The 16,540-nt window shown below is 63.0% G+C and carries 19 protein-coding genes and 2 pseudogenes; 12 read left to right on the forward strand and 9 right to left on the reverse strand.

All coding sequences use genetic code 11. The features are described from left to right. Window positions 1-96: 96 nt before the first annotated feature. The 3 genes from FHT71_RS09870 to FHT71_RS09880 are packed head-to-tail and all read left to right on the forward strand — an operon-like array spanning window position 97 to window position 5,098. Window positions 97-501 (forward strand): FixH family protein, encoded by a 405-nt coding sequence (locus tag FHT71_RS09870; protein ID WP_244423699.1) that lies wholly within the window; start codon window positions 97-99, stop codon window positions 499-501. Beyond that, a complete protein-coding gene (locus FHT71_RS09875) occupies window positions 498-1,925 on the forward strand; it encodes an efflux RND transporter periplasmic adaptor subunit (RefSeq protein ID WP_210294121.1) in 1,428 nt (475 codons plus the stop codon). The genes FHT71_RS09870 and FHT71_RS09875 overlap by 4 nt, the downstream gene beginning before the upstream one ends. Beyond that, entirely contained in the window at window positions 1,922-5,098 is a 3,177-nt protein-coding gene (locus FHT71_RS09880; RefSeq protein ID WP_132591403.1) for a CusA/CzcA family heavy metal efflux RND transporter, read from the forward strand. Before FHT71_RS09875 ends, FHT71_RS09880 begins: the two co-directional genes overlap by 4 nt. Before the next feature lie 335 nt (window positions 5,099-5,433). Here FHT71_RS09880 and FHT71_RS09885 read toward each other — a convergent pair whose 3' ends face one another. From FHT71_RS09885 to FHT71_RS09895, 3 genes are all read right to left on the reverse strand, one after another. After that, the gene (locus tag FHT71_RS09885; protein ID WP_132591435.1) at window positions 5,434-5,766 is read right to left on the reverse strand and encodes a hypothetical protein; all 333 of its coding nucleotides are present in this window, start codon (window positions 5,764-5,766) and stop codon (window positions 5,434-5,436) included. A 62-nt stretch (window positions 5,767-5,828) separates the two neighbouring features. Further along, a complete protein-coding gene (locus FHT71_RS09890; RefSeq protein WP_132591401.1) occupies window positions 5,829-6,905 on the reverse strand; it encodes a murein L,D-transpeptidase family protein in 1,077 nt (358 codons plus the stop codon). A 37-nt stretch (window positions 6,906-6,942) separates the two neighbouring features. Further along, entirely contained in the window at window positions 6,943-7,344 is a 402-nt protein-coding gene (locus FHT71_RS09895) for a hypothetical protein (protein WP_132591399.1), read from the reverse strand. A 103-nt stretch (window positions 7,345-7,447) separates the two neighbouring features. Here FHT71_RS09895 and FHT71_RS09900 point away from each other — a divergent pair, with 103 nt between their 5' ends. Beyond that, window positions 7,448-7,657 carry a cold-shock protein gene (locus tag FHT71_RS09900; RefSeq protein ID WP_007788011.1) on the forward strand — a complete coding sequence of 70 codons (210 nt, stop codon included), beginning with the start codon at window positions 7,448-7,450 and terminating at the stop codon, window positions 7,655-7,657. A 411-nt stretch (window positions 7,658-8,068) separates the two neighbouring features. Here FHT71_RS09900 and FHT71_RS09905 read toward each other — a convergent pair whose 3' ends face one another. Next, window positions 8,069-8,623 (reverse strand): cytochrome c, encoded by a 555-nt coding sequence (locus FHT71_RS09905; protein WP_132591397.1) that lies wholly within the window; start codon window positions 8,621-8,623, stop codon window positions 8,069-8,071. A 106-nt stretch (window positions 8,624-8,729) separates the two neighbouring features. Then, a pseudogene (locus tag FHT71_RS31565) lies at window positions 8,730-8,819 on the reverse strand (four-helix bundle copper-binding protein); the annotation flags it as partial. 67 nt (window positions 8,820-8,886) lie between these two features. On the opposite strand from FHT71_RS31565, the gene FHT71_RS09915 reads away from it, so the two are divergent. After that, complete coding sequence (locus FHT71_RS09915) at window positions 8,887-9,390, forward strand: cytochrome b/b6 domain-containing protein (RefSeq protein ID WP_132591395.1); 504 nt, start codon at window positions 8,887-8,889, stop codon at window positions 9,388-9,390. On the opposite strand, the gene FHT71_RS09920 is transcribed toward FHT71_RS09915, so the two are convergent. Then, the gene (locus FHT71_RS09920; protein ID WP_132591393.1) at window positions 9,373-9,813 is read right to left on the reverse strand and encodes a YqaA family protein; all 441 of its coding nucleotides are present in this window, start codon (window positions 9,811-9,813) and stop codon (window positions 9,373-9,375) included. The genes FHT71_RS09915 and FHT71_RS09920 overlap by 18 nt on opposite strands. A gap of 159 nt (window positions 9,814-9,972) precedes the next feature. On the opposite strand from FHT71_RS09920, the gene FHT71_RS09925 reads away from it, so the two are divergent. The 7 genes from FHT71_RS09925 to FHT71_RS09955 all read left to right on the forward strand — a co-directional run bounded on the left by FHT71_RS09925 (window position 9,973) and on the right by FHT71_RS09955 (window position 14,858). Further along, window positions 9,973-10,371 carry a hypothetical protein gene (locus FHT71_RS09925; protein WP_132591391.1) on the forward strand — a complete coding sequence of 133 codons (399 nt, stop codon included), beginning with the start codon at window positions 9,973-9,975 and terminating at the stop codon, window positions 10,369-10,371. A 92-nt stretch (window positions 10,372-10,463) separates the two neighbouring features. Continuing rightward, window positions 10,464-10,691, forward strand: a complete 228-nt coding sequence (locus FHT71_RS09930; protein ID WP_007787990.1) for a hypothetical protein — start codon at window positions 10,464-10,466, stop codon at window positions 10,689-10,691. Then, window positions 10,688-12,151 carry a TolC family protein gene (locus FHT71_RS09935; protein WP_132591389.1) on the forward strand — a complete coding sequence of 488 codons (1,464 nt, stop codon included), beginning with the start codon at window positions 10,688-10,690 and terminating at the stop codon, window positions 12,149-12,151. Before FHT71_RS09930 ends, FHT71_RS09935 begins: the two co-directional genes overlap by 4 nt. A 14-nt stretch (window positions 12,152-12,165) precedes the next feature. After that, window positions 12,166-13,512, forward strand: a complete 1,347-nt coding sequence (locus tag FHT71_RS09940; RefSeq protein WP_132591387.1) for a copper oxidase — start codon at window positions 12,166-12,168, stop codon at window positions 13,510-13,512. Between the two features lie 35 nt (window positions 13,513-13,547). Next, complete coding sequence (locus tag FHT71_RS09945; protein ID WP_183719591.1) at window positions 13,548-14,027, forward strand: plastocyanin/azurin family copper-binding protein; 480 nt, start codon at window positions 13,548-13,550, stop codon at window positions 14,025-14,027. A gap of 25 nt (window positions 14,028-14,052) precedes the next feature. Continuing rightward, on the forward strand, window positions 14,053-14,340 hold the full coding sequence (locus FHT71_RS09950) for a copper-binding protein (protein WP_132591385.1): 288 nt from the start codon (window positions 14,053-14,055) through the stop codon (window positions 14,338-14,340). Between the two features lie 56 nt (window positions 14,341-14,396). Next, entirely contained in the window at window positions 14,397-14,858 is a 462-nt protein-coding gene (locus FHT71_RS09955; protein WP_132591383.1) for a DUF411 domain-containing protein, read from the forward strand. A gap of 34 nt (window positions 14,859-14,892) precedes the next feature. Here FHT71_RS09955 and FHT71_RS09960 read toward each other — a convergent pair whose 3' ends face one another. From FHT71_RS09960 to FHT71_RS09970, 3 genes and pseudogenes are all read right to left on the reverse strand, one after another. Beyond that, the gene (locus tag FHT71_RS09960) at window positions 14,893-15,261 is read right to left on the reverse strand and encodes a hypothetical protein (protein WP_183719593.1); all 369 of its coding nucleotides are present in this window, start codon (window positions 15,259-15,261) and stop codon (window positions 14,893-14,895) included. Between the two features lie 96 nt (window positions 15,262-15,357). Beyond that, the gene (locus tag FHT71_RS09965; protein WP_132591379.1) at window positions 15,358-15,759 is read right to left on the reverse strand and encodes an EF-hand domain-containing protein; all 402 of its coding nucleotides are present in this window, start codon (window positions 15,757-15,759) and stop codon (window positions 15,358-15,360) included. A 35-nt stretch (window positions 15,760-15,794) separates the two neighbouring features. After that, window positions 15,795-15,962: pseudogene (locus FHT71_RS09970) on the reverse strand (HAD hydrolase family protein); the annotation flags it as partial. Window positions 15,963-16,540 lie beyond the last annotated feature (578 nt).

Below are 16,540 nucleotides of genomic sequence, written 5' to 3' on the forward strand. Positions count from 1 at the left end.
ACACCGGACGCACGAATACGTTCGTTGGAATCCGACGGCCATCAATTTTGACCCGAGGACGCGATCAAAGAGATCCGTCCCGATGAGATCGGAATCATGAACAAGACTTCCTTTTCAGCAGGAGCGATGCTCCTCGCCGGCGCTCTGGTCGTCGGCTCCGCCACCGTGTCCTTCGCAGCCGCGCAGGACTACGAGTTCCAGCCGGTTTCGACCGACGTCAAGCAGGGCCAGGGATCGCTGGTCTCCGTCCGCCTGGTCGACAAGCGGACGGGCAAGCCGGTTCCCGACGCCGTCATCTTCACCACCCGCATGGACATGGCCCCCGAGGGCATGGAGACGATGACGACTCCAGTCGAAGCGGCCAGCTCGACGGAACCCGGCGTCTACGCCTTCAAGTCCGACTTCACCATGGCGGGCGGCTGGCGCTTCAAGCTCGCCGCCAAGATCCAGGGCGAGCCGGACACCGTCGAGGGCGAAGTCGTCCTCAAGGCAGCGCCTTGAACACGCCATCGCGTGTGGCAGCCACGCTCTGCCTCGCCGTATTGCTCGGCGCGGGAGGCTATTGGGCTGGCACGAACAACCTGGCATCCGTTCTCGGCTTCGACCTGGCCGAGACGGCGCTCGCAACGCCCGCCGCTCCCACACCCTCCCCGACTGGAGTGGTCATCTACTACCGCCATCCGGACGGCTTGCCGCAGTTCTCGGCGACGCCGAAGAACATCGACGACGGACGACCGTTCGTCGCCGTGCACGCGAGCGAGGACGTCAGCTTCGACGACAAGGCGAAGGCGCCCGCCGCTACCGCAGCCACGGACGCCGAGCCGTCGAAACGACCCATCCTCTACTATCGCAACCCGATGGGTTTGCCGGACACGTCGAAGGTGCCGAAGAAGGATTCGATGGGCATGGACTACATTCCTGTCTACGAGGGTGAGCAGTCCGACGCTTCCACGGTCAAGGTCTCGCTCGGCAAGCTGCAGCGCACGGGCGTGAAGACGGCGACCGCCGAGATGGCCAGCATCGGCCGCAAGGTTCGCGTGCCGGGCACCGTGGCGCTCGACGAGCGCCTCGTCAGCATCATCTCGATGCGCACGGACTCCTTTATCGACGACGTCGCCAACGTCACGACGGGCGACCACATCGGCAAGGGAGAGAGACTCTTCCGCTTCTATTCGAGGGAGATCGCAACCGCCGCCTCGGAATACGCCGCCGGCAGGACCGGTGGACGCGGAGACGACGACGCCGGCTCGGCATTGCGGCTGAAGAACCTCGGCGTCCCGCAGGAAGTCGTCGATAGCATAGCCCACACCCGTCAGGTGCCGGCGAGCATGACCTACACCGCCCCGCGCGACGGCATCGTGCTCGAGCGCACGGCGACGACGGGCATGATGGCCAAGCCCGGCGACGTGCTGTTCCGCATCGCCGACATCTCCAACGTCTGGGTGATCGCCAACGTCCCGGAATACGACCTCGCCTCCGTCCGGATCGGCGCGCAGGCCGACGTCACCGTCCGGAGCCTTCCAGGCAGGACGTTCAAGGGTACCGTCAATCTTGTCTATCCGGAGGTCGAGACGCAGACGCGGACGACGAAGGTCCGCATCGAGCTCCCCAATCCGGACGGCACACTGCTCGCCAACATGTATGCAGACGTCGCGATCGAGGCCGGTGCTCCCAACCCGGTCGTCGCCGTCCCCAATAGCGCCGTCGTCGACACGGGTGACCGCCAGATCGTCTTCATCGACAAGGGCGACGGAAAGTTCGAGCCGAAAGGCGTCGTGCTCGGCGTCCGGGGCGAGGACAGCACGGAGATCACCAAGGGCGTCGCCGCCGGCGACAAGGTCGTCGTGTCCGCTAACTTCCTGCTCGACGCGGAAAGCAACCTGAACTCGGCGCTCAGCGCCATGACCGAGGGGGCCAAACCATGATCTCCCGTTTGATCTCCTGGTCCGCCCATAATCTCGTGCTGATTTTCGTTGGCGCCGCGCTCGCCGTCGCCGGCGGCGTCTATGCTCTGCGGTCCCTTCCCCTGGACGCCATTCCCGATCTCTCCGACGTGCAGGTCATTGTCTATACCGAATATCCCGGCCAGGCCCCGCAGGTGGTCGAGGACCAGGTGACCTATCCGCTGACGACGTCGATGCTGACGGTGCCGAAATCAAAGGTCGTGCGCGGTTTCTCCTTCTTCGGCGTCTCCTTCGTCTATGTGATCTTCGACGACGGCACCGATCCCTACTGGGCGCGCAGCCGCGTGCTCGAATATTTGAACGCCGCGCAAAGCCGCCTTCCCCAGGGCGTCACGCCGACGCTCGGCCCCGACGCGACGGGCGTCGGCTGGGTCTACCAGTATGCCGTCATCGCCAAGGAGCTGTCGCTCGCCGAACTGCGATCGGTGCAGGACTGGGTGGTGCGCTTCGCCGTTTCCAAGTCCGAAGGCGTCTCGGAAGTCGCCAGCGTCGGCGGCTTCGTCAAACAATATTCCATCGTCGTCGATCCGGCCCGCCTCAAGGCGCAGGGCGTGTCGCTCAGTGACGTCGCCAACGCGGTCCGCGCCAGCAACACCGACGTCGGCGGCCGTACGGTCGAGCTGTCCGAGTTCGAGTTCATGGTGCGCGGGCGCGGCTACCTCAAGGGTATCCCCGACATCGAGAACATCGTTCTGAAGAGCCAGAACGGCGTTCCGCTCAAGCTCAGTGACGTTGCCAAGGTGGAACTTGTTCCGGACGAACGGCGCGGCATCACCGAACTGAACGGCGAAGGCGAAGTCGCGAGCGGCATCGTGCTGCAGCGGTTCGGGGCCAATGCGCTGACCGTCATCGACAATGCCAAGAAGAGCCTCGATTCCATCCAGAGCAGCCTTCCGGCAGGGACCGAGATCGTTCCCGTCTACGACCGCTCGACCTTGATCGAGGCTGCTATCGAGACGCTGAAGGGCACGCTGGTGGAAGAATCCATCGTCGTCGCGCTGGTAACCATCGCGTTCCTGCTACATGTCCGCAGCGCGCTCGTTGCCATCATCATGCTGCCGGTCGGCATCCTGATCGCCTTCATCGCGATGCGGCTGCTCGGTCTTGGTGCGAACATCATGAGCCTCGGCGGTATCGCCATCGCCATCGGCGCGATGATCGACGCGGCGATCGTCATGATCGAGAACGCCCACAAGCATCTGGAACGGGCGCCGCCGGACAAGCCGAGGATCGACATTCTTGTCGAGGCGGCGAGCGAGGTCGGTCCGGCGCTGTTCTTCAGCCTGCTGATCATCACCGTATCCTTCCTGCCGATCTTCACGCTGGAATCGCAGGAGGGACGCTTGTTCGGTCCGCTCGCCTTCACAAAGACCTTCTCGATGGCGGCGGCCGCGCTGCTATCGGTGACGCTGGTGCCGGCACTGATGGTGCTGTTCGTCCGTGGGCATATCGTGCCTGAACGGAAGAACCCGGTGAACCGCTTTCTGATCTGGGTCTACCGCCCGGTCATCTCCGGCGTGCTGAAGGTGAAGACTTTGACGATCCTGGCCGCCGTCACCATCCTGGCGGCGACCGTCTGGCCCGCACAGCACATCGGCAGCGAGTTCATGCCCAATCTCGACGAGGGCACGCTGATGTACATGCCGACGACCCTGCCCGGGATCTCCGTCACCAAGGCGGCGGAACTGATGCAGACGCAGGACCGCATCATCAAGTCCTTCCCCGAGGTGCAAAGCGTCTTCGGCAAGGCTGGGCGTGCCCTGACCGCCACCGATCCGGCCCCGACGGAAATGTTCGAAACGATCATCACGCTCAAGCCGAAGTCGGAATGGCGGCCGGGCGTGACGATCGACAGCCTGAAGCAGGAGATGGACGCGGCCCTGCAGTTCCCCGGCGTCTCCAACGCCTGGACCATGCCGATCCGGGCACGCATCGACATGCTGTCGACCGGGATCAGGACGCCCGTGGGCGTCAAGGTCTATGGCACTGACCTCGGCGAGATGGAGACGATCGCCCGCCAGATCGAGGCGGTTCTGAAGACGATCCCCGGCACGTCGAGCGCCTATGCAGAGCGGGTGATCGGCGGCTACTACCTCGACATCGTTCCTGATCGCGTCGCGCTGGGCCGCTACGGACTGACCATTAACGATGTCCAGGATGTCGTCGGCATGGCGCTCGGCTCGGAGGTCGTGACATCGACCGTCGAGGGCCGCGAGCGATATGGCGTGGCAATACGGTATCCACGGGCGTCGCGAAGCGATCCGCAGTCAATCGCCAGGGACGTGCAAGTATCTCTCCCTGGCGGCGGAACCGTTCCTCTCGGCGAGGTGGCCGACGTCAAGCTCACCCGAGGGGCGACGACCATCCGTACCGAGAACGGCCAGCTTGCGGTCTACATCTACGTCGACATCGCCAACCGCGATCTCGGCGGTTACGTCGCCGAAGCCCAGCAGGCAGTCGCCAAATCGGTGAGGATGCCGCCCGGCTATTCCGTCGCATGGAGCGGCCAGTTCGAATATCTCGAACGGGCCGAGGCGCGGCTTGCCATCGTCGTCCCCCTGACGCTGGCGCTGATCTTCCTGCTGCTTTACCTGAACTTCAAGGCGCTGACCGAGACGATGATCGTCATGCTGTCCCTGCCCTTCGCGCTGGTCGGCGGCATATGGCTGATGTGGTGGATGGGTTTCAATGCGTCCGTGGCGGTCGCCGTCGGCTTCATCGCCCTTGCGGGTGTGGCGGCCGAGACGGGTGTGATCATGCTGATCTACCTCGACCACGCCTTGAAGGAACAGCGCGAAGCCTGTGAAAAGGAAGGTCGTTCCTTCTCGAGGCTGGACCTCAACAGAGCGATCATGGTCGGCGCGGTCGAGCGCGTCAGGCCGAAGATGATGACCGTCGTCGCCATCATGGCCGGCCTCGTTCCCATCCTCTGGAGGACCGGCACGGGATCGGAGATCATGCAGCGCATCGCCGTGCCGATGATCGGCGGGATGGTGTCGTCGACGCTGCTGACGCTGGTCGTCATTCCAGCAGTCTACGGCATGGTCAAGGGATGGCGACTTCCTGCGACGGCGTATGCGATCTTGCGGTCCGACACGGAAGACGACGAGCGTAGCCTCGAGGCAGCGGAATGAACGGAGGCCATGATGGCCGACATTATGTGAGCATGGGGCTCGCGGGCATCCTCGGACTTGTGGTGATCGCGACTCTCCTTGTCGCGGTGGTCCTGCTGCTGCGGATGAAGGGAATAGTCTACGTCGCCGTTGCGTCGCTCGAGTCGGCCATGTCGAACAGCGACCTTCTCGATCTTCGGCCCTCGTTCGTCGTCCATGCCGCAGGCCTCGTCGTATTTCGTGACGACGGGACTGTCGGTGCACAAGCCGCAGGGAATGACCCGATACGGATGGCGCAGACACCACCCGCCGCGAGCGGGCCGCCATTTCGCGTCCTTGGTTTGAAGTCCTCCTCCCTAGAATCCCAGTGGCGGCGCATAGAAGCATCGCACCGTGTCTTCGTTGGGAAACAGGCAGAGGTGGTAGGCGCCGTCCGGCGACTCCCTTGTCTGCGCCTGTGGGATCAGGAAGACGTGTCTGCGCGTCGCCAACCGATGGTCGCCAGGCAGCAGCGTCACTTCGTATCCTTCCTTGCGTGGGCGGACGGTCTTCGACGAAATCCTCTGGCAATCCCCGCTGTCACCGTCTCCATTGCAGCAATAAGGCTCGTAGGTGAAGCCCGACGGCGCATGATGGGCGTGGGCCACGGTGGCGACCGCCATCCCGATCGCCGCAAGTATCATTCGCATGGCGTCCTCGCTTTCATATGCGTCGCGGAACATGGCAGCGCCCACGATCCCGACAGGACACGTCACTCCCTTCCGTCGAAAGGATCGGCCAGCGCCGCCACCGGGCGGCTGATCGGATACTTGATGACGGAGACCTTCTTCGCGAGCTTGACGTCGCCGTTTTGCTTGAGAAGCGCACGGAAGCTCGGGTGCATGCCTCCATCCTGATATGCGAGCGGCGTGAAGCTCTTGGCGGCAAGTTCCTGGTATTTCCGATCGTCGGCGGATGATTTGGCTACGACCGCCGGATCGGATTGATCAATGCGCTCCGGACATGCCGCAAGCGGATCGCCAGGATCGCCGTCCTTGAATTCGGCGTCGAAGACGTACTTCCTGCCGCATGCGGCGACCCTGGGTTCGTGTCGCCGAACCTCAAAGATGTCGTAGCCTTCCTTGAGGTTCCTCCAGAAGGCGAAATTCAAGTCGTCGCGATGTGCGGCCAGGTTCTGCGGCGTCATGCGAAACGGATAGGCCTGGACCTGGAACGCCTGCTGTCCACCCTTCAGGGCCGTCTCGACCACGGCGTAGATTTCGCCGACCCCCTGATCGGTCAGCGCAAAGCAACCCGACGACGAGCAGGCGCCGTGCACCATCAGTGCTTCGCCGGAATAACCAAGGGCAGTCTCCAATCGGTTCGGGTAGCCGAGATTGAAAGAAAGATAGAACTGCGATTTCGGATTGAGGCCTCCCGTGGAGACGCTGTAGAACCCCTCTGGCGCCTGTCGGTCCCCGGTCTTCGTCTTAGGGCCGAGCTTGCCGGACCAGCGACACATCGGATAGGTCTTGAGCAAGGCATAGCTGCCGCTGCCATCGACTTTCCAGACCTCCAGTTCGCTTTCCATCTTGAAGATGCGGACAAGGATCGGACTTTCCGGCTTCATGCCTTTTGCCCGCATGCTGGCCAGCAGCTTCGGCGGTATATCGTGCGAAGCCACGCCGAGATCGTCGAGCGACTGTACGCAGCCGCTCAGGACCACGGCCACGGCCGCAAGCGCTACCCCGCGAAGACGTCGCCGCCCCCAGTCTATTTGATAAAAGACATTCAACAACGAAGATAAGCCACTGACGTGGATTGCAAACATCGACATGCGCAAGGTCATGCCCTTCCCTTTGGTCTGGAATTCGAGCGAACGGAGATCAGACGGAAGCGATGGGGGGACGCTGCTCGACAGGCTCGAGAGCGCCCGCAAATGCAACGGAAGCGATGACGCCAAACACTACGGCGTCGGGCTGCGAATGAAGGTTTTCTGGAGCTTGTGCGACGATGCCGTCCTGCTGGCAGTGTGCCCCCGAAACAGATCGGCCGTCGCCGCGATGGTGTCCGTCGGAGGTCGCCTCGACACTGACGACAACCGGGTCTGCGTGGGCACGATCGACAGGTGCAGCTACGCAGGGTGCGGCAAGCGAACCCAGCAGCATCATGGTCGCGACAAGGACGTTGATCAGTAGGCGCATCGACTCGTTCTTGAGCAGGAGCATTCCTGCTTCAGCGGCGTCATCATGGTGAAGTTCGCGTTTCCGGTCAACGAGAAGGCCCATTTGTTCATCCTGCCCGTCGGCTATCCCATGGCTTGCGGCTTGCCAACACGCCAACCGTCTTCCAATGTCTGTCCGCTGGAGTGTTACACGTGAGGATCGGATTTTGGCTACCGGTACAGTAAAGTGGTTCAATCAGGACAAGGGTTTCGGCTTCATCCAACCGGACGACGGATCGACCGACGCATTCGTCCATATATCGGCTGTTCAGCGTTCGGGTCTGTCCGGATTGAAGGAAGGCCAGAAGGTCAGCTACGAGATCGTTCAGGACCGGCGGTCAGGAAAGTCTTCTGCTGAAAACCTCAAGGTCCTTTAGGCGAACGGCCGTCGACCAGCATGTTCGAACGGCCGACGTCTTTCGCGGGCCGCCACGGCCGGCAAAAAGAAGCGCGCCCGTGCCAATATCGCTCTTGTTCGAGAGCATCGTCTCCGCACGAAGCGAGGGGTGCGGTTCCGTGCCTAGGAAAGGGCCACGTCGGGTCGCAATGATTGCGTCGGTCGTCGTCGCCTTTCTCGCAGCGAACGCGCTACACGCGCTCTTCGATGGCTAGAAACGACGAGATGGTTCCGCCGTCATCGACCTTGGTGCGAAGACTGCACAGACCAAGCTTGACCCGTCAGCAATAAACGCGGCCATCGCGACTGCCGGATATCCCTCCAGTTTCAGGCAGATCTGACTGTTGCCAGACCTCGCGATCAAGGCGCAGCCTCACTCGAATCCTCGTCCTCAGTCCATCCTGAACCTGGCGTGGCAGGTCGTGCAGGTCTGGAGCATGAGGTGGAACGCATGTTCCGCCGGCATCGCCGACAGCTCCTGCTCGTTGCGTACGTGGGTGCCGAGTGGGCCGCCGCCCATGGCCTCTCCAGGCTTCATGCGCATGCCGGCGGGCATCGGTCCGGGGTTTTTCTCCGCCGCGGCGTCGAGCGCGACAGCGTAGTCGCGCAGGTCGTTCGCAATGCGGTCGAACCGGTCGCGCTCTTCGAGGATGCTCGGCCTGGCCTTCGACTGCGGGCTTGCGGTCTCGGACGCGAAATGTCCCGAGAGAACGACCCCCGACCTGTCGCGGATGGTGTCGGCCGCCCACCTGAACTCGGCGGCCTTGTAGATCGCCGGATCCTTGAACATGCCCGAGATCGTCTTCGCGGCCGCGGCCATGGCCTTCATGTCCGCCTGCCGAAGGGCGACGACGTCCTCGGCGGCAGGCGACGGGACAGCCGTCATCAGGGCCGCTCCCACGACGGAGAGCAGTCCGAACCTGTTCAGGTAAGTAGTCTGTCTCATAAAAGCTGCGTTCCGGATCGGCCCCATGCCACTTGCGACGGGTATCCGTTGCTTCACCGGATATCCGCTCTCATCTGGGCAGGAAGAGGGCGAGCGCCCTCCCCGATCAAGCCGCCATCTTGCGGCAGCTGTCGGCGCAGTGGTGGCAGGCGTCGACGCAGCTCTGCATGTCGCCGATCCGCTCGTACTCGTCGGCGCGACTTGCCGATGAGGAAGCGTTAACCGCTGCCGGTTAGTCTGCGCCTCTCGCTCGGAGAGGATCGATGAAAGGCGGCTATTCGCTGGCCCAGATAGGACTTCACTGGCTGGTCGCCCTCCTGGTGCCGGTCCAGTACCTGACGGGCGGCAGCATCGAGAGAACCCACCACGCCGTCCACATGGGCATGACGCCGTCGTACTGGGACGTCGTCCAGCACCACCTCCACAACTACGCGGGCATGGCGATCGGCCTGCTGATGGGCATACGGCTGGGTCTTCGCATACTTCAGCCGCCCGAGACCGACGCGCCCGGCTCATGGACCGGGCGGGCCGCCACGGCGCTTCATCACGCCTTCTACGCAGCAATCATCGGACAGGCCTGCATGGGGTTCGTCGCAAGCTACCTCTGGTTCGGGATCGCGCCGTACCACGTCGTGGGGTCGAGGATCATCCTGGCGATGGTCGCGCTGCATCTCACCGCGGCGGCCTGGCACACGCTAGTCGCCCGTGACGAGGCGGTCGATCGGATGGTGTTCCCGCGCCGAAAGCGGTCAGCCCAAGAACTCTAAAGTGGCCAGCGTCAACACGACGTAGCGGCCCGTCTTGGCCACGAACACGAGGATCGTGAACGGAAGCAGCGGCTCCCTGAGCACTCCGGCGACAACCGTGAGAGCGTCTCCAAACACCGGCATCCAGGACAAGAGCAGCGTCCATTTCCCGTATTTCCTGTACCAGCGGGACGAACGTTCGAGCACGTCCTCCCCGACCGGAAACCAGCGCCGGTCCCGAAACCTTTCGACGCCGCGGCCGAGGAACCAATTGACGATGCTTCCAAGCGTGTTTCCGACACTGGCGACGGCGAGCAGAACCGGGACGGAGAACTTGCCCGTGAGAAGAAGACCGACCAGTACGGGCTCCGACTGCATCGGCAATATCGTGGCCGCGTCCAACGCTGCGATGAAAAGGCCGAGGTAGGATGCGAGATCGATCATTGTCAGAAAGGAACAGCCCCTATTGACCTTACTACCGTTGGAAGCCCTAGCTGTGCACAACGTGATGTTCGCGCCACATAAAGGACTCGAACATCGACGAGACATAGGTCCTAATTGAAATCGCGCTGCTTTGCATGTAGCTCGTTGGGAATGGGCAAGATGTACCGAATCACAGTGAGCAGGCTGCTCGTGATGATGCGGCTGGTGATCATCGTATCACTGGCGGGGTACTCGCTGTCGAATGCCAACGCCGCGATGCACGGCTCTTCATTCCCCGATCTGAAAGCCGTCGTCGCGGACGTGTCACCCTCCCGCGAGGCTCACGACATGACGGAAGCGGCCCATCACGACCACTCGCTTGGCGACGTATCTGATGATGGCGATAGCGCTTCGAAGCTTGTCAAGCAGGAATGCTGCAAGGATTTCTGCGGCGGGCTTGGCATCATTTGTGAAGGCCCCGACGTCGGCGGACCGGTCGTGACGTCGATCCGGCAGTTCGTCGACGACCGGACGACCGTGGGCGAACTGCCGCCCCTCCACCGTCCCCCGAATATCTGAATAGAGACGCACCCGCTTGATCGGGTCCAGTCGGTCGCCTGCCTTTGCTTAGGCGAGCGCCCGTAGGCTATCTCTTATTCGGAAATTACATAATGAAACCCTCGCTTTTCGTGGTGGGGCTGCCGCTTGTCATCGGCGGCTGCGCATCCACGCTGCCTCCCGACGTGGTGGCATCCTCCGCTGCAGTCGAACAGCCGTTCGCGCGCCCGGCCGCATACCGCTCACCGATTGCGGGCTATGTCGCCAGGCAGCCCGTCGATCCCAAGCCATGGCGCAGACAGAACGACCTGCAGTCTCCAGCCAATGGAGACGCCCCATGATCGACCCTAGAAGAACCATGGTGGCACTGGCATTCCCGCTGGTGCTGAGCGGCTGCGTCACAGGCGCCGAGTATTCCAGCAAGGAGGCGGGCTTCACCTCCGTCTCAAACAAGACCACCACTGTCACGGCGAAAGAGACCGTCTGGATCCAGAACCAGAACCAGGCCCGGTCGGCCGCCGCGCAGGTCAGAAGCCTGCTCGCTCGAAAGAAGACCCTCGACGTCGAGACGGCCGTCCAGATCGCCCTGCTCAACAACAGGGGCCTTCAGGCGGCCTACGCCGATCTCGGCGATAGCGCGGCCGATGCCTGGCAGTCGACGATGTTCATCAATCCGACCGTCTCCATCGGCACGACGGGCATGGGGACGCCGGAACTGGGGGCGTTCAAGACCATCGAGGGGATGATCACGACGAACATCCTGGCGCTCGCGACGAGGAACCGGGACATAGCGATCGCCGACACCCGTTTCCGGCAGGCGCAGTTGAGCGCGGCCGTAAGAACGCTCCAGGTCGCCGCCGACACGCGACGTGCTTGGATCGGAGCGGCGGCGGCCTGGGAGAACGTCGGGCAGCTCCAGCGCGCCCAGGCGGCGGCCGACGCCGCTTCCGAGCTCGCGGAGAAGCTGGGCGAGACCGGCGCGATGACCAAGGGCGCCCAGGCACGCGAACATGTGTTCGTCGCCGAACTTGCCGGAGAAACCGCCAAGGCCCGCCTGGCGGCACGACTCACCAAGGAGGAACTGACGCGGCTCATGGGCCTTTGGGGCACCGACCTGGACTACCAGGTTCCAAACAGCCTGCCGCCGTTACCCAGGTCCGTCGTCAGACGCGACACCATCGAGGCCGAAGCACTCCGAAACCGGATAGACCTCCAGGTGGCGAAGCTCGAACTCGAAGCCACCGCCAGGTCGTACGGTCTGACTGAAGCGACCCGCTATGTCACCGACCTCGAGATCTTGACGGGCTTCGAAACGGAACGGGAAATCGAGGACGACGAGAGAAAGACGAGGACGACCGCCCAGGTCGAGCTGGAGTTCGCCATCCCGATCTTTGACACCGGCAAGGCCCGCATGCGCAAGGCCGAGGTGGCATACATGCGCGCGGCCAACCAGCTCGCAGAGAAGGCCGTCAACGTCCGCTCGGAAGCACGCTCCGCGTACGAGGCGTACCGCTCGAACTACGACATCGCGCGGCACTACCGCAACAGCGTCGTGCCGCTGCGCACCAAGGTCGAGGAGGAGTCCCTGCTGACCTACAACGGCATGATCACCAACACCTTCGAGCTGCTGACCGACACCCGCGAAAAGATCAACTCCCTCCTGCTCTCCGTCAACGCCAAGCGCGACTTCTGGCTGGCCGATGCCAACCTCGCGCCTGCGATCTACGGCGGCGGCGCGACGAACGCGTCGGCAGAGCCCGAGGTCGTCGCTGCTTCCGAAAGCAGCGGCGGCGGCCATTGAGAAAGGAACCCACCATGTTCAACAGACGACAACTGTTCGGTGCGAGCGCGGCCCTGCTGGCGGCGGGAGCCTGGACGAAGACGCAGGCGATGGGCCTGCCCGACGCCCCGACAATGGAATCGGCCGACATGCAGCCGCCGCTCCACCCGACCTCGGGTCCGGACTACCAGCCGGTCGTCACCCTCAACGGCTGGACCCTGCCCCACCGGATGAACAACGGCGTCAAGGAGTTTCATCTGCTCGCTGAACCAGTCGAGCGCGAGATGGCCGACGGCATGACAGCCTATCTCTGGGGCTACAACGGCCAGTCTCCGGGTCCAACGATCGAGGCAGTCGAAGGCGACCGCGTCCGCATCTTCGTCACCAACAAGCTCCCGGAGCACACGACGATCCACTGGCACGGCATGCTCGTGCCGTCGGGCATGGACGGCGTCGGCGGGCTGACGCAGCCGCACATTCCGGTCGGCAAGACCTATGTCTACGAGTTCGACCTCGTGAAGTCCGGCACCTTCATGTACCACCCGCATTCCGACGAGATGGTGCAGATGGCCATGGGCATGATGGGCTTCTTCGTCGTCCATCCCAAAGACCCGAAGTTCATGCCGGTCGACCGCGACTTCGTCTTCCTGCTCAACGCCTATGACATCGATCCCGGCTCCTACGTGCCTCGGATCATGGAGATGACCGACTTCAACATGTGGTGCTGGAACAGCCGCGTGTTTCCGGACATCAGCCCCCTCGTCGTTTCCAAGAACGACAGGGTGCGGGTCCGCGTCGGGAACCTGACGATGACGAACCATCCAATCCACATGCATGGCTACGACTTCGAAGTGACATGTACCGACGGCGGCTGGGTGCGGCCGGAAGCGCGGTGGCCCGAGGTGAGCATCGACATCCCGGTCGGCGCAATGCGCGCCTACGAGTTCGACGCCAAATACCTCGGCGACTGGGCGATCCACTGCCACAAGTCGCACCACACGATGAACGCGATGGGTCACGACATCCCGACCTTCATCGGCGCGGACAAGTCGAAGGTCGCCGAGAAGATCAAGAAGCTGCAGCCGGAATACATGCCCATGGGCACCAAGGGCATGGCCGACATGGGCGAAATGGAAATGCCCATCCCCGAGAACACCGTGCCCATGATGACCGGCTGGGGGCCGCACGGCCCGATCGAGATGGGCGGCATGTTCTCGGTCGTGAAGGTCCGCGAGGGCATCTCGGCGGACGATTACTCAGATCCCGGCTGGTACGAAAACCCGCCCGGAACGCAGGCCTGGGAGTGGACCGGCGAGCTGCCGGACGCGACCAAGGCCAAAGACGCGAAAACGCAAATCACGCCAAAGCCGACAAACGGCTGAGGCTCAATCTCAAATATTCAAAAAAGGATCTACGCATGAGGAACTATGTACTGGCACTGGCGCTCGTCGCTCTCGCAACCCCAGCACTCGCTTCCGGCAATCACGCTGGCGGCCACGGTGAGAAAATGGCAGTCGGCGAGCCTGGCGACAAGGCCAAGGCGACACAGACGATCCGCGTCACGATGAAGGAAACCGACGACGGCAAGATGGTATTCACTCCGCCCGTCCTCAACGTCCGCAAGGGGCAGACGGTCAAGATCGCGATCAAGAATGCCGGCACCGTCGACCACGAGTTCGTGCTCGATCAGGAAGACAAGATTCTCGAGCACAAGGCGGTCATGGAGAAGTTTCCCGAGATGGAACATGACGATCCAAACTCGATTCGCCTACCTGCCGGCCAATCCGGCGAGATCGTCTGGAAGTTCACCACCGACGGCGCATTCAAGTTCGCCTGCCTGATCCCCGGCCACTACGAAGCCGGCATGCACGGCGATGTCACCGTCGCTGGGAAGTAATCCTCAAATAAAAGGAGTCACGAAGATGAAATCCGCAATGATCAAAATCGGCGTAGCCACCCTGCTTTGTGCCAGCGCGGCATTCGGTGCGTTCGCCCAGGAATTCACCAAGGGCGTCGTCAACAAGGTCGACGCCAAGGCAAGGAAGGTCACCATCAAGCATGAAGACCTGAAGAACCTCGACATGCCTGCGATGACGATGGTCTTCCGCGTCGAGGACCCGGCTCTGCTCCAAAAGCTGAAGGAAGGCTCAAGCATCGAGTTCGTTGCCGAACGCGTGAATGGCAAGCTGACCGTCACCGAAGTAAAATAGCGAGACTCCTGCCGCCCGGATCCAACCGGGCGGCAGGACATCGAGGAGTTGAGACGATGCACAGGAGAAGCTTCATCGCAATGGCGGCATCCGCCCTGGCGTTCCTCGGCGGAGGGGCCCTCGCCGCCGCGCCGGCGAAGATGACGGTCTACAGGGATCCGAACTGCGGCTGCTGTCATGAATGGTCGAAGGCAATGGCCGCGGCAGGATTTTCCGTCGACGCCCGCGACACCGACAACCTTGCCGCGGTCAAGGCGCGGCTGGGCGTGCCTGCCGACTTGGAGGGCTGCCACACCGCCGTTGTCGAGGAATACTACCTCGAGGGACATGTGCCGCTCGAGGCCGTCCAGCGGCTGCTGCGGGAGCGGCCGCCAGTCCGAGGGCTGGCCGTACCGGGGATGCCGCCTGGTTCGTTGGGAATGGGCGACGACCCGCAGGCGCCCTATGACGTCTATGCTATTCCGTCAGGGACCGAAGCGCCATACGTGTTCATGGAGGTCCGCCCCCGAAAGGGCTGACGCCTCGATCGATCAAACCATGCCGTACGGCCGTTCAGGACACCTGAGCGGTGCAGAGCGCAGCCCAGAGATCATGCTTCCAGTCAGTTCCCGGCCGCGCCGAAACGTCGATCGCATAGTCGGCGGAATTGATCCGTACCATGGCGGGCGAAAGGCAGCGCACGCTCGCCTTGTGCCTTCCTCCGTCCCGATAGAGTACAGCCCCGCCACCGTCGAATTCCGACAGCGTGATGACGACGTCGTAATCGAAGGCCGGATCGCGGGAGGGACCGCCCTTCGCCAGACTGAGGCTGACCGACCGGCTGCCGCTAAGAGAAGCGGTGTGGAAGACGGCAAGCCCGGACGCCGCCGACATCGATGCGGACTGCGCGCAAAGGATCAGGGACAGAAGGACGCGACGCATCTCCCCCTCCCGTGGATGATGCACTTCGATCCTATCATATCAGCGGAGGCTACGCGACTATTCACAGAACCTGCGAAAACGGATCCGCCGGCTCCGCTAAGGCCGCATGAACGCGTGAATTTCCTCGGTCGTGACCTTGCCGTCCTTGTTCGCGTCCACGCTGTCGAATATCCGCTTATGGATCGCCGTCACCTCCTCGAAGGACAGCGCGCCGTCCCCGTCGGCGTCGGCGACCGCGAACATAATCTTCATCATGTGTCCGTGCATCGCCATCATCGGTCTGCCGCCCATCATGCCGGACATCATGCCGGTTCGACCGGGCATGGCTCCCGGGCCCTGCCCCGTCGTTCCATCGTCCGCGTCGGACGGCGGGGTTGCCTGTGCCGGCGTCGCAGGATGATGCGGGTCGGCATCCGTCTGCGCAAGCGTGAGACCAGTTCCGCCGGCCGCGATCAGCGCGGCCAGCACGGCCGCCTTTGGCAATCTTGTCATCGTCATGTCCGTTCTCCTCTTGCGTGGTCTTCTTCCACCTGCGTGAGCTTGCGCGCCCTGGCGATGCCCTGAAGGTCGCCCTTCAGCAGCGTGACACCCGCGCTCTCGATCGCCTCGTCGGTTCCCGTGCCCATGGCGGTACCGACGTCGGCGGCGGCGAGCGCCGGGGCGTCGTTGACCCCGTCGCCGGCCATCGCGACGACGCGGCCTGCCGCGGGCGCAAGCACAAGCGCGAGTGCGACCAGGAAGGCCAGCCCTGCGTTCATCCATGCGAACCTGCGGCGGTCGGCGGCTATGTGCGCGCGCTCCGCTCCCCTGCTCAGCCGAAACACCGGCTGATGAAATTGAAGATCGCGGCGATCGATGCTCCTGCATAGGCGCCGAAGATGACGCTTTGAAGGAGGCCCGGCGCCAGGCTTCGAAGATCGAAGCCCGTCAAGCACTGGGACCGAAACATGAGCAGGCGTCGCCGGGGATGTCTCGGACTGGACATGCAAGATTGTGTTCGCCATTGAACGACCCTCCGCCGGCTGCATATGCAGCCACCTTGACGAGCGAACAATGAGCCTGCCCGCATGCTTCTTTGATTTAAATCAAGAATGCGAAAACATCGCCGGGCTGCTGCATGAAGGTGCGCGGCCGGAGCCGCTTGCTGTCAGCCTGGCCTTCCTCGGATGGCCCGCGCAATCCTCAATTCGCCGAGCGGAGCTCCGACTATTAAGAGTTCGTTGACCATAACGTGGCTTTACTAAGCGCGATGGATGCGGACGTTCCCGCACGTCGTCGA

The sequence above is a fragment of the Rhizobium sp. BK060 genome (assembly GCF_014193145.1).
Taxonomy (GTDB): Bacteria; Pseudomonadota; Alphaproteobacteria; order Rhizobiales; family Rhizobiaceae; genus Rhizobium.